This is a genomic window from Micromonospora echinospora (genome assembly GCF_900091495.1).
Classification (GTDB): Bacteria; Actinomycetota; Actinomycetes; order Mycobacteriales; family Micromonosporaceae; genus Micromonospora; species Micromonospora echinospora.
Genome location: NZ_LT607413.1, coordinates 6778208 through 6791052, shown reverse-complemented (window position 1 = coordinate 6791052; position 12845 = coordinate 6778208). Strand labels below are relative to the sequence as shown.

General features: G+C 74.1%; 8 protein-coding genes. 4 read left to right on the top strand and 4 right to left on the bottom strand.

Annotated features, from left to right (window positions below; all coding sequences use genetic code 11):
* The first annotated feature begins 14 nt into the window (after nucleotides 1-14).
* The 3 genes from GA0070618_RS29025 (at nucleotide 15) to GA0070618_RS29015 (ending at nucleotide 5516) form a co-directional block, all read left to right on the top strand.
* The gene (locus GA0070618_RS29025; RefSeq protein WP_088984468.1) at nucleotides 15-2048 is read left to right on the top strand and encodes a beta-galactosidase; all 2034 of its coding nucleotides are present in this window, start codon (nucleotides 15-17) and stop codon (nucleotides 2046-2048) included.
* Nucleotides 2041-4395, top strand: a complete 2355-nt coding sequence (locus GA0070618_RS29020; RefSeq protein WP_088984467.1) for a glycoside hydrolase family 95 protein — start codon at nucleotides 2041-2043, stop codon at nucleotides 4393-4395. The genes GA0070618_RS29025 and GA0070618_RS29020 overlap by 8 nt, the downstream gene beginning before the upstream one ends.
* A 179-nt stretch (nucleotides 4396-4574) precedes the next feature.
* Nucleotides 4575-5516 (top strand): FAD-dependent oxidoreductase, encoded by a 942-nt coding sequence (locus tag GA0070618_RS29015; RefSeq protein WP_231931496.1) that lies wholly within the window; start codon nucleotides 4575-4577, stop codon nucleotides 5514-5516.
* 87 nt (nucleotides 5517-5603) lie between these two features.
* Here the strand turns inward: GA0070618_RS29015 and GA0070618_RS29010 are convergent, their stop codons facing one another.
* The 3 genes from GA0070618_RS29010 to GA0070618_RS29000 all read right to left on the bottom strand — a co-directional run bounded on the left by GA0070618_RS29010 (nucleotide 5604) and on the right by GA0070618_RS29000 (nucleotide 11037).
* Nucleotides 5604-6836, bottom strand: coding sequence for a cytochrome P450 family protein (locus GA0070618_RS29010; protein WP_170107940.1), 1233 nt, complete (start codon nucleotides 6834-6836; stop codon nucleotides 5604-5606).
* A 148-nt stretch (nucleotides 6837-6984) separates the two neighbouring features.
* Complete coding sequence (locus GA0070618_RS29005; RefSeq protein WP_088984465.1) at nucleotides 6985-7914, bottom strand: diacylglycerol/lipid kinase family protein; 930 nt, start codon at nucleotides 7912-7914, stop codon at nucleotides 6985-6987.
* A 255-nt stretch (nucleotides 7915-8169) separates the two neighbouring features.
* A complete protein-coding gene (locus GA0070618_RS29000) occupies nucleotides 8170-11037 on the bottom strand; it encodes an AfsR/SARP family transcriptional regulator (RefSeq protein WP_170107939.1) in 2868 nt (955 codons plus the stop codon).
* Nucleotides 11038-11278: 241 nt separating this feature from the next.
* Between GA0070618_RS29000 and GA0070618_RS28995 the strand changes: the two genes are divergently transcribed.
* A complete protein-coding gene (locus GA0070618_RS28995) occupies nucleotides 11279-11542 on the top strand; it encodes a helix-turn-helix domain-containing protein (RefSeq protein ID WP_088984463.1) in 264 nt (87 codons plus the stop codon).
* A gap of 3 nt (nucleotides 11543-11545) precedes the next feature.
* Here GA0070618_RS28995 and GA0070618_RS28990 read toward each other — a convergent pair whose 3' ends face one another.
* Nucleotides 11546-12817 (bottom strand): MFS transporter, encoded by a 1272-nt coding sequence (locus tag GA0070618_RS28990; RefSeq protein WP_088984462.1) that lies wholly within the window; start codon nucleotides 12815-12817, stop codon nucleotides 11546-11548.
* Nucleotides 12818-12845: the final 28 nt, after the last annotated feature.

Here is a 12845-nt window from a genome sequence, read left to right as displayed (position 1 = left end):
CGTGGGAGTGCGGCATGGTGCTGGACGGTCGGCTCTGCTACGGCGGCGACTACAACCCGGAGCAGTGGCCGGCGGAGGTCTGGAAGCAGGACGTCGAGCTGATGCGGCAGGCCCGGGTCACCCTGGTCACCGTCGGCGTCTTCGCCTGGTCCCGCCTCGAACCCGCCCCCGGCCGGTACACCTTCGACTGGCTCGACCAGGTGCTCGACCTGCTGCACGCTGGTGGCATCCGGGTCGCCCTGGCCACCCCCACCGCCTCGCCCCCGCCCTGGTTCTCCCTGGCCCACCCGGACGCGCTGCCGGTCACCGCCGACGGCGTCCGGCTGCACCACGGCAGCCGGGACACCTACTGCGCCGCCGCGCCGGCCTACCGCGCCGCCGCCCGCCGGATCACCGGCCTGCTGGCCGAGCGGTACGCCGACCATCCGGCGCTCGCGCTCTGGCACGTGCACAACGAGTACGGCACCACCTGCCACTGCCACCACGCCGAGGCCGGCTTCCGACGCTGGCTCCGGGACCGCTACCGGGACCTCGACGCGCTCAACGACGCCTGGACCACCAGCTTCTGGAGCCAGCACCACTCCGACTGGGCGCAGGTGAGCACCCCCCGGGCCACCCAGTACCTGCCCAACCCGGGCCAGGTGCTCGACTTCCGGCGCTACTGGTCCGACGAACTGCTCGCCGCGTACGTCGAGCAGCGGAACCTGCTCCGCGCGGCGACCCCGGGGGTGCCGGTCACCACCAACTACGTGCTCGGCGACTGGGTGCCGGTCGACCACGCCCGTTGGGCCGCCGAGGTCGACCTGGTCGCGATCGACCACTACCCGTCCGACGCCGGGCCGGCCGCCGAGGAGCAGATCGCCCTCGCCGCCGACCTGGCCCGGGGCTGGGCCCGGCACGGCGCCCGCCACCACGCCCGCGCCACCGACGGCGACCTGCCCGGCGCGCGCGGCTCCTGGCTGCTGATGGAGAGTGCCCCCAACCTGATCTACACGCCGGGGCGGATGCACACCCGGGAGCCCGGCCGGATGGCCCGGCACAGCCTGGCGTACGTCGCCCGGGGCTCCCGGGGGGCGATGTTCTTCCAGTGGCGCGCGCCGCGCGGCGGCGCGGAACTCTTCCACTCCGCCCTGGTGCCGCACGCCGGACCGGACAGCCGGATCTTCCGGGAGGCCGTCGAGCTGGGCGGCATGCTGGACCGGCTCGCCGAGGTCGACGCCGGGGTCGTCGAGGCCCCGGTGGCCATCGCCTGGGACGCCGCCAGCGGCTGGGCGTTGCAGCAGCGTGCCCTGCCGTCCGACCGGATCCACCACCACACCGAGGTGGCCGTCGCGCACCGGGCGCTCCGGCGGGCCGGATACGCCTGCGACCCGGTGCTCCCCGGCGACCCGCTGACCGGGTACGCGTTGCTCGTCCTGCCCGCCCTCTACCTCGCCGACGACGACACCGCCGCCTGGGTGCGCGACCACGTCCACGGCGGCGGGCACGTGGTGATCGGCTACCTCAGTGGGGTCGCCGACGAGCACGCCCGGATCCGGCTCGGCGGCTACCCGGGGGCGTACCGGGACGTCCTCGGCGTCCGGGTGGAGGAGTTCCACCTGCTCGCCGACGGCGAGGAGGTCCCGCTGACCGGCGGCGGCACCGGCCGGTTCTGGGCGGAGACCGTCCGGGTCGCCGGGGCGGAACCGGTCGACGCGTACGCGGCCGGGGTGCTCGCCGGGCAGCCGGCCGTAACCCGCCACCGGTACGGCGACGGCGTCGCCTGGTACGTCTCCACCCGCCCCGACGAGGGCACGTACCAGCGACTGCTCGACGAGGCGGCCCGCGCCGCCGGTGCGTCACCGACCTGCCCGGACGCGCCGCCCGGCGTCGAGGCGGTGCGGCGCCGCAGCCCGGAGGCGAGCTGGCTGTTCCTGCTCAACCACACCGCTTCGGCGCAGCGGGTGCCGACCGCCGGGATCGACCTGCTCACCGGCGCGGTGGTCGAGGACGCGGTGACCCTGCCCGCCGGGGGCGTCGCGGTGGTCCGGGAGCGGGCCGGTGCCTGACCCGACGACCACCCGGCCCGGTCCCCGGATCCGCTTCCACCACCCCGCCACGAGCTGGATGGACGCGCTGCCGCTGGGCAACGGCCGGCTCGGCGCGATGGTGCACGCCGGTCGCACCCGGGACCGGATCGCCCTCAACGCCGACACCCTCTGGTCCGGCGGACCCCGCACGCACGGCGTGACGGGCGGCCCCGCCACCCTCGCCGAGGTCCGCCGCCTCCTGCTCGACGAGGGCGACCCGGCCGCCGCCGGCGTCGCCTCGAAGCGGTTGCAGGGTCCGAACAGCGAGGCCTACCAGCCCCTCGGCGACCTGCTCGTCGACCTCGTCGCCCCGACCGGCGGTGACTGCCGGCGGGAACTGGACCTCACCCGGGCGGTGGCTACCGCGCGCACCGGCGCGACGGTCCGCACCGCGTTCTGCTCCGCCCCGGACGACGTCCTGGTGGTCCGGCTGCGCGGCGACCATCCGCTCGACGTCACCGTCACCCTGCGCCACCCGCACCGCGAGGGTTGGACCACGCGTCCCGACCCGGTGACCGTCGCCGCCGGGGGCCGGGTCCCCGCCCACGTGCCCCCACCTCATCCCGACCGGTCCGAGCCGGTCGTCTACACCCCCGGCGAGGGCATGTGCTTCGGGTACGCGGTGCGGGTGCTCGCCCGGCCGGGAACGGTCACCGCCGACGGCGACACCCTCCGGGTCACCGGCACCCGGGAGGCGACCCTGCTGGTGGCGGCGGAGACGGCGTACCGGGGCTGGGACCGGGTGCCGCACGACGACCGGCGGCGGTTGCTCGACGCGGTCACCGCGACCCTGGACGCGGCCACCGCCGTCGGCCCGGACCGGCTCGCCGCCCGGCACGAGGCCGACCACCGGGCGCTGTTCGACCGGGTCCACCTCGACCTGCCGGGTGACCCGGCCCTGGACGCCGTGCCCACCGACGAACGTCTCGCCCGGGTCCGGGCCGGGCACGCCGACCCCGGGCTGGCCGCCACGCTCTTCGCCTACGGCCGCTACCTGCTGATCGCCGCGTCGCGACCGGGTAGCCAGCCGGCCACCCTTCAGGGCGTCTGGTGCGAGGACGTGCAGCCGGCGTGGAGCAGCAACCACACCGTCAACATCAACCTCCAGATGACCTACTGGGCGGCGGAGACGACCAACCTGCCGGAGTGCCACCGGCCCCTGTTCGACATGGTGGACGAGTTGGCCGTCTCCGGGGCACGCACCGCCCGCTCGCTCTACGACTGCGCCGGCTGGACCGCCCACCACAACGTCGACCTGTGGCGGACGAGCTGGCCGGTGGGGGAGGGCCGGGACGACCCGATGTGGGCGATGTGGCCGATGGGCGGGGTGTGGCTGACCCTGCACCTGGTCGACCACGCCGAATTCGCCGGGGACGACGAGTTCCTCGCCGGCCGGGTTTGGCCGCTGCTGCGCGGCCTGGCCGCGTTCTTCCTCGACTTCCTCACCCCGGAGGGGACCGGCCGGCTGGTGAGCTGCCCGTCGACCTCGCCGGAGAACACCTACCGGGACCCCGCCGGCCGCGAGGTGTCGGTGGACGTGATGACCACGATGGACGTCTGGCTGCTGCGGGACCTGTTCCGGGCCACCCTCACCGCCGCCGACCGGGTCGCCCGCGCCGGCGGCGACCCGACCGCCCGTGCCGACGGCGACCTGGTCCGGCGCGTCCGTGCCGCCCGGGGCCGGCTGCCCGAGCCGGTGGTCGGCCCGGACGGACGGCTGTGTGAGTGGTCCGCGCCGGTGACCGAGGTCGACCCCGGCCACCGGCACCTGTCCCACCTCTACGGCCTCTGTCCGGGCACCGCCGTGGACCCGGTCGACACCCCGGCGTGGTCGGCGGCGGCCCGCCGCTCCCTGCGGGCCCGGCTGGACGCCGGTGGTGGCAGCACCGGCTGGAGCCGGGCCTGGACCATCGGCCTCTGGGCCCGCCTCGGGGACGGCGTCGCCGCCGCCGAGGGCCTGCGCGAGCTGTTCACCCACTACACGGCCCCGAACCTGCTCAACCTCCAACCACCGACGACCTTCCAGATCGACGGCACCCTCGGGGCCACCGCCGCCATCGCCGAGCTGCTGGTGCAGAGCCACAACGGCCGGCTACGGCTCCTGCCCGCCCTGCCACCGGCCTGGCCGGACGGGACGGTCCGAGGGCTGCGCGCCCGGGGACCGGTGCTGGTCGACCTCGCCTGGCGGGACGGTCGACCCACCTCGGCCACCTTCACCGCCGCCCACGACCGCACCATCCTGCTGGCCCTTCCGCCGGGGGTCCCCGGTCCGTCGAGCGTGCAGGTGCGCGCGCACGTCCCGACCACCCTGACCTTCCCCGGCTGACCGGACCCCGTCGGCCGCCCACACGGTCGGAGGGGCGTCGCCGTCGGATCGCCGACCGAATACTGTGGCGTCACGTCCGGGACGACCAGCATGGACCGCTGACGACGGCGGCGCCGCGCGGGGCCGGTGGTGGTCGCTGGCGCCGGCAGGGCACGATGCCGGGGAAAGGGAGGTGCGGCGTGGGAGATGTCATCGTCGTCGGGGGCGGCATCGTCGGGTTGACGACCGCGGTCCGGTTGCAGGAGCGGGGCGCGCGGGTCACGGTGTTCACCGCCGATCCGCCGGAGCGGTTGGTCTCGACGGTCGCGGCGGCGGTCTGGTATCCGACCCACACCGACGCCGATCCGCGCGTGCTGCGCTGGGCGGCCACCACCTACGAGGAGTTCCGCCGGCAGGCCGCCGACGGGGTGCCCGGCGTGCTGCTGCGCCGGACCCGGATGTTCCAGCGCCAGGCCGCAGACGGCCTGCCCTGGTGGGCGGAGGCGGCCGGGGACGTGCAGGCCGTCGACGCGCCCGCGCCGTACGTGCGCGAGTTGCGCTTCGTGGCCCCGCTGGCCGAGACGGCCACGTACCTCGACTGGCTGGGCGACCGGCTGGTGGCCGGCGGCGGCCAGGTGGTGCGACGCCGGGTGGAGTCGCTCGACGCCCTCTTCGCCGAGGCGCCGGTGGTGGTCAACGCCGCCGGCCTGGCCGCCGGCGCGCTCTGCGGCGACCCGACCGTGCTCCCGGTACGCGGCCAGGTCGTGCTGGTCGCCAACCCCGGCCTGGACGTGTCGGTCCGCGACGAGGACGATCCCGAGGGCATCACCTACGTGCATCCGCGCAGCCGGGACGTGGTGCTCGGCGGCACCTTCGAACCCGGTCGGGCGGACCTCGACCCCGACCCGGCGGCCCGGGCGGGCATTCTCCGCCGGGCGGTCGCGCTGGTGCCCGAACTCGCCGTCGCGCCGGTGCTCGGCGAGCGGATCGGCCTGCGGCCGGCCCGGCAGGGCGGCCCCCGGGTGGAGGCGGAACGCCGCGACGGGGGGCTGCTGGTGCACGCCTACGGACACGCGGGCGCGGGGATGACCCTCTCCTGGGGCAGCGCCGACGAGGTCTGCGACCTGGTCGCCGGCGGGTGAGGGGACCCGGTTCCCGCCGCGTCGTGGCGGGAGCCGGTCCGCAGGCGAGGACCGGGGGCGGCGCCGAGCGCCGGCACCTCGGGTGGGTCAGCTCGGGCCGAGGTGTACGGGCAGGGTCCGGTGTCCGTTGGAGATGAAGGACTCCACCGGCTCGACCTGCCCGGGCGGCACGGCCAGGGTGAGTCCGGGGAACCGGGCGAAGAGCGCCGGCAGCGCCACCCGCGCCTCCAGGCGACCCAGCGGGGCACCGAGGCAGTGGTGCGCGCCGTGACCGAAGGACAGGTGCTCCTTGTCGGTCCGGGTGACGTCGAAGCGGTCGGCGTCCGCGCCGTACCGCTCCGGATCGCGGCCGGCGGCGGCGTACGCGACCAGGATGGCCTCGCCCCGGCGGATGAGCGTGCCGGCGAGTTCGATGTCCTGGACCGCGTACCGCAGCGGCAGGTTGGCCACCGGCGCGTCCTGCCGCAGCGTCTCCTCGATCACATCGTCCCAGGAGGCGCGGCCCGACATCACGTGGGCGCGTTGTTCGGAATGGGTGAGCAGGGCGTGGACGGCGTTTTCGATCAGGTTGACGGTGGTCTCGTGACCCGCGCTGATCATGAGCAGCAGGGTGTCGAGCAGTTCCTGTTCGCTGAGCCGGGTGCCGCCCTCGTCCTCGCGGGCGGCGATCAGCGCGCTGGTCATGTCGTCGCCGGGTGACCGCCGCTTCGCGGCGACGAGGTCACCCAGGACGGCGTAGAGCCGGGCGTACGTGGCGGTGACCTCCTCCGGGCCGGCGGAGGTGTGGAAGACACTGTCGACGATGGACCGCAGTTCCGCCCGCCGTTCTCCGGGCAGGCCGAACAGCTCGCTGATCACCTGGATGGGCAGCGGGTAGGCGAACGTCTCCCGCAGGTCGACCACGTTCCCGTGTCGCCCTGCCTCGGCGACGCGGTCCAGCAGGTTCGTGGTGATCTCCTCGACGCGCGGTCGCAGGGCGGCGGTCCGGCGCGCCGTGAAGGCCCGGGCGACCAGCGTCCGCAGCCGCCGGTGCTCGTCGCCGTAGGCGGTGAACATGTTCCGCACGGCGACCCAGGAGTACAGCGGCCACTCGGGGGAGATCCGCCCGTCGATCCAGGTCGGCCAGTGCCGACGCGGATCCTTGGAGACCCGGGGGTCGGTGAGCAGCCGCCGCAGCAGGTCGGGACTGCTGACCGCCCAAGCCTCGACCCCACCGGGGAGTTCGACGCGGGCCACCGGCCCCCGTCGCCGGAGCCGGGCGCCCTCCCCGTGGATGTCGCGGCCCGTCGGATCCACCACCAGCGGCCTCTGCCCGTCCATCGACACCTCCGTGACGTACCGGATCCAGTACGACACGATCCGTCGTGCTCTGGCAAGGGTGGGGTCGCCACGACGACCGGACGTCGGGGGCGGCGCGCGGTCGCGGCGCTGGCGCGGCGGCGCGCCGGAGCCGTCGTCGGGTCGGACGTCAGCGGTCCGGGCTGTCGGCGGGGGCCATCACCCGCAGCGCGTTGGCGGCCAGGCCGAGTCGGATCGGGGTCTGCCCGCACAGTTCCCCGTCGACCTCGACCCGCGCCGGGCGGTCGGTCTCCAGCCAGAGTTCGTGTACCGCGAGGAACGGCTCGTCGCCGAGCGTGCGGCGGTGCCCGGTGGCCGCGTTGCGGGCCGTGTCGCGCAGCAGGCCGCGCCGGGTCGGCCCACCCACCGGGTAGGCGACCAGCAGCCGGTCGTCGGCGTCGGCGTCGGCGGTGATCGGCCGCCCGGCGTGGAAGCCGCCGTTGGCCACGTACAGCTGGTGGGTGACGAACCCGTGCTCCGCCCCGGCAGACCGGAGGGTGGCCCGCATCGGCCGGTGCCGGGCAAGCAGCGCCAGCGCGGTCAGCGGGTACGCGAGCCGGCCGGTGATCCGCTTCAGCCGGGGTGGGGTCCGGAGCATGATGTCGGCGGAGAGCCCGATCCCGACGTGGTTGGCGAACGGCACGTCCCCGGCCAGGCCGAGGTCGACGTCGATGACCTTGCCGTCGGTGAGGACCGCGACGGCCCCGTCGAGGTCGAGCGGCACGCCGACCGTCCGGGCGAAGTTGTTGGTGGTGCCCAGCGGCAGCAGGCCGAGGGCCATGTCCCGGTGGGCGAGCAGCCGGGCGGCGGCGCTGAGCGTGCCGTCCCCGCCGCCGGCCACGAGCAGGTCCGGTGCCAGGGCGGCGGCGGCCGTGAGGCTCTTCTCCAACTGGCCGGGACGGTCCACCGGGTACGTGCCGAGCAGGTCGAATCCGGCTGCCCGAAGTCGGGACCGCGCGTGGTCGTAGCGGCGACGACCCCGGCGGGAACGGGCGTTGATCACCAGCACGGCGCGACGGTGTCGCCGGATGGCCTCGCCCAGTTCCTGCTTGCTCCGCATGGGGACCGACCCTATCGCCCGCCCGGGGACCCGACGTGGTCGGTGCCGCGCGGTCGTCCGGCGCCGGCACCGGGCCGGCGACTCCGGATGCCGCCGGAATCATGAATCGTCAAGACCGATATCTGCTTCCGGTGTTCCACCGTCGCGGCCACTCGGACATCGACTCAGTGCCACTCCCAATCGTTGCGGTAGGAGGTGGACTGCGCCATGAATTCCTGCATCGTGACTTCCTCTCGCGTTCTGGTGTCATCGACGTTAGTCCACGCGAGGAAGGGTGTCTGCACTAATGGGAACTGTTGACCGGTTCCGGCCACCGGTCGCCGATTCGAGATCCGCCAGGGCGCGACGGATGGTTCCCTCCAGCAGCGTGGGGCGCGGCTGCCGGCAGAGCACGAGGGCGGTGTGCAGGGTCGTCCGGGCGCGTTCCACCTGGCCACGCCCCTGGTAGCAGAGGCTGAGCCCGTGCAGGGCCTGACCTTCCCCGGTGAGGTCGCCGAGCTGTCGGCTAGCCGACAGAACCCGGGAGAACAGCGGTTCGGCTTCGGTGAAACGCTCCTGACGTACCCGGAGCATGCCCTGCCAGAACAGCACCTGCGCTTCCAGCCTTGTCGATCCGCCGAGGCGGCACATGTCCAGTGCCTGACCGAAATAGTGGTCGGCGGTCGAATGGTCCTGCTGGTTCAGATGTATTTGTCCGATGCCCCGGAGTGCGAGCGCGGCGGAACTCCAGTCCCGGGCGTCCACCAATTCCGGCAGTACCTCCTTGTATCGGACGAGTGCCTCGCGTTCGTGGCCCTTGATACGGCTCAGCGACGCGGCAAAGGCATTCACGAGCGCCCGCCCGTGCAGGCTGCCGGTGGTGGCGAAGAGCTCCAGCGACCGGGCGATGTACTCCTCGGCCCGGCCGAACTCACGGCGGTCGGTACTGTGCATGGCGAGGCGGTACAGCATCGTCGCCTCGCCCAGCCGGTCGCCGGCCGCCTGCGCCGCGTCGAGAGCCAGGACGATCAGCTCGTGCCACTCGGTGAAGTAGCGTCGCATCTGGAACAACGGCGAGGTGATGTTGACCAGTTCCCAGCACGCCGCCGCGTGGCCCTCCTGCGCGGCCCGGCGGGCGACCACGGCCAGCGCGGCCCGTTCGCTCTCGAACCAGGTGACCGGCTCCTCGGCGGGCCGGATCCGCTGGGCGTCGTCGACCGCGTACCGCTCGACGGAGACCCGGACCGTCTGGTACGGCCCACCGTGTATCGCCCGGTAGGCACCGTCCGCCATGGACAGCCAGGCGCCGAACACCCGGATGCGGGCCGCCGTCAGCTCGTCGCTGTCGTCCTCGGCGTCGGCGCGCTCGCGGGCGAAGAGGCGGACGAGGTGGTGCAGGCGGAACCGGGAGCCGCTCACCGGGTCGGCCTCGGCGACGTCGACCAGTTGCCCGTCGAACAACTCCTCCAGCAACGACTCGCCCTGGGCGGCGCTGACGTCCAGCAGCGCCGCCGCGATCCAGGAGTCGGTGTAGGCCAGGTCGACGTGACCGGTCAGGCGCAGCAGCCGTTGCGCGGCCGGCGAGAGCCCGGCGTAACTGATCGCCAGGCTCGCCCGGACGTCCAGCTCGTGGTAGCTGAACTGGTCGAGGCGCCCGCTCTCGTCGCGCAGCATCCCGCTCAGCTTCGCCACGCTCCAGTGTGGCTTCGCCGCGAGCCGGGCGCCGAGCACGCGCAGCGCCAACGGGAGGAACCCGCACTGGCGGCAGAGCTCCGCGGCGGCGTCGGGCTCGGCCCGCAGCCGGGCGGGGCCGGCGACGTGCCCCAGCAGTTCCACCGCCTGCCCCGGCTCGAAGATCTCCAGTCGTAGGGCGGGCGCGCCGAAGGTGGAACCGAGGTGGGTGCGACCGTTGATGATGACCGCGCATCGGCGTCCGGCCGGCACGAGCGGGGCGATCTGGTCGTCGGAGGCCGCGTTGTCGAGCACCACCAGCACCCGGCGCTCGGCGAGCAGGTCACGGTAGAGGTCGGCCCGTTCCTCGATGGTCTCCGGCACGGCTGCGCCGTCGACCCCGAGCGCCCGCAGGAAACGACCGAGCACCTCGGCGGGGTCGATCGGGGTGCGGTGGTCCGGTCCGCGCAGGTTGGCGTACATCTGCCCGTCGGGGAAGTCCTCCTGGAGCGTGTGCGCGACGTGTACCGACAGCGCCGTCTTGCCGACCCCGCCGGGGCCGGTCACGGCGACCACCGCCACGCCGGTACGGGTCGGCGCGGTGAGCAACCGGCGGATCCGGTCGATTTCCGTCGTGCGTCCGGTGAAGTCGCTCACGTCCGGCGGCAGCAGTCGGGGCACCCCGCCCCGGAAGGCCACCCCCGACTGGTCGGCGACCCCCACCGGCAGGGCGTCGTCCGGGGCGTCGACCGGCGGCTCGCCCTCCCCCTCGCGCAGGATGGACAGGTGCAGCCGCTGGACGTCCGGCTGCGGGTCGACACCGAACTCGTCGGCGAGCCACCGGCGCCACTCGTCGTAGTAGCTGAGCGCCTCGGCGCTGCGGCCGACCCGGGTCAGGGCCAGCATGAGCTGGCCGACGAGCCGTTCGCGGGCGGGGTTGACCCGTGCGGTGGCGAGGAGCTCGTCCACGATGCGCTGCTGGTTGCCGAGCCCCAGTTCCAGGTCGAAGAGTTCCTCGGTGGCGGTCAGACGCGCGGACTCCAGTCCCTGGCAGAGGGTCGCGCAGAGTTCGTTGGGGACGTCTCCGCCCAACACCGGCCCCCGCCACAGGTCGAGGGCCCGGCGCAGGGTCCGGATGGCGGCGTTGCCGTCCCGCTCGGCGCGGGAGGCCCGGACCAGGGTGAGGAAGTGCTGCGCGTCGATCGCCTCCGGCGCGGACTCGAGCAGGTAGCCGCCGCCCCGCGTGCGCAGGCGCACCGCCGCGTCGGCGGAGCCATTGAGGACGGCGCGCAGTTCACTGACCCGGGTCTGCACGACGGCCCGCGCCTGACGGGGTGGCGAGTCGCCCCAGAGCAGGTCGATCAGCTGGTTGGACGAGACCAGCTCGTTGGCGCGGAGCGCGAAGATGCCGAGGATCAGCCGCTGCTGGCGCCGGGCGAGACGCACGGGGGCGCCGGCGTGCCACACCTCCACCGGTCCCAGTATGCGAACTTCCACCCCTCACCCCCCCGGGTCGCAGTTTCCGCGACGATACTCCTCGCGACGGCGTCCCCGCCCTACGTGTCGGGACTTCCGCCGTAACGAAGTGGCACCACAAGCAATGTTACGGTCGTCGATGGAACCGGACGGGAAGCGTTTGGGAAGGCAGGGCTTGCGACACTGGGGCGGGCCGGCCGTGGCGTGGCTGGTCCAGCGAACTCAGGAGGAACGACCCATGCCCGTCCACAACGGACTCGCTGCCGCCCCGCTCGCTGGCGAATCCCTGCCCACTTTAGAGGTCAGCAAGCTGGACCGGGACATCCTGCGCCAACTGGCCGCCGGACACACCGACGAGGCGACGGCGCTGCGGCTGAACGTCAGCCCGCGCACCGTCCGCCGTCGGGTGGCGCTGATCGGGGAGCAGTTGGGCGTGCAGGGTCGGTTCGGTCTCGGTGTCGCCGCCGCGCAGCTCGGACTTGTGTCGGTCCGCTGGCGCTGACCGCTACCGCGACTCGTCCGGCCACCGGGCCTCGCGGATCCGCCGGTCGGTGAGGGCCCACCCGACGGCGAGGGCCAGGACACCGGCCAGGGTGAGGATCGCGTACGCGGCGGGGAGCCGCTCCAGCAGCTGGCCGGAGGCGAAGAGGCCGAGCGAGGCACCGGCCCCGAGCACCGTCATGAACGCCGTGAACGTCCGACCGCGCTGCTCGTCGGGCACCTGCCGGAAGATCAGGATGTCGACGAGCACCCGCATCGACGGGCCGCCGAGGCCGAGCAGGAACAGCGCGGTCGCCAGCCACCAGGCTCCCAGCGGCAGGGCCAGCGCGCTGATGAACGCCACCGCTGTGCCGCCGAGGACCAGCATCAGCGTCCCCGGCGAGAACGCGCGGTGCAGCGGACGGACCAGCAGGGTGCCGGCGAGCCCGCCGACCGCCAGCCCGGCCGAGGTCAACCCGATCATGGTGGGGGAGGCCCCGGCGCGGTCCAGCATCACCAGCACGATGAGGAAGAGCGGCGCCGTGACCCCGTTCAGCGCGGTGGCGAAGATGGTGCTGTGTCGCAGGGTCGGCACCCGCCAGAGCAGGGCGAGTCCGGCGAGGGCCCGGCGGACCGTCCCGCCCTCCTCGACCGGCGCGGCCGGGGCGTCGTCGCGACGGGGAACGCGGACGAAGAGAGCGCAGATCAACGACACCGTGAACGACACCGCGGTCGCGACGAAGGGCAGCAGGGTGGCGAGGCCGTAGAGCAGACCGCCCAGCGGAGGCCCGCCGAGAGCCGCCGCGTGCGTGCGCACCTCCTCCTGGGTCAGCGCGGCGGTGAGCTGCCGGGGTGGTACGACCGCCCGGACCAGGAGCATCCGCGCCGAGCCGCCGAGCGGTCCGACCGTGCCCACCACGACGGCCACGCCCAGCAGGTGCGGCAGGGTGACGGCATCGAGGAGCACCGCCACCAGGACACTCGCCGAGGCGGTCGCCCGGGCGGTCTCCATCACGATGAGCAGCTTCCGCCGGTCGTAGGTGTCGGCGACGCTGCCGGCCGGGATGCCGACCAGCAGGGCCATGAACAGTTGCACGCCGCCGAACGCGCCCGCCCAGGCGGGGGACCCGGTGATGGCCAGGACCATCAGGGGGTAGACGAGGTCGGTGATCTCCCGGCCGAGGAAGGCGAAGGCCGAGCCGCTCCACAGCAGCTGGAAGTCGCGGTTGCGCCGGAGCGGCTTCTCGGCGACCACCTCCGTGTCGCGCACGGCCGTGCCGCCGGGCTGGGCACTCATCGCGGGCTCTCCTGTCAGGGGTCGGGTC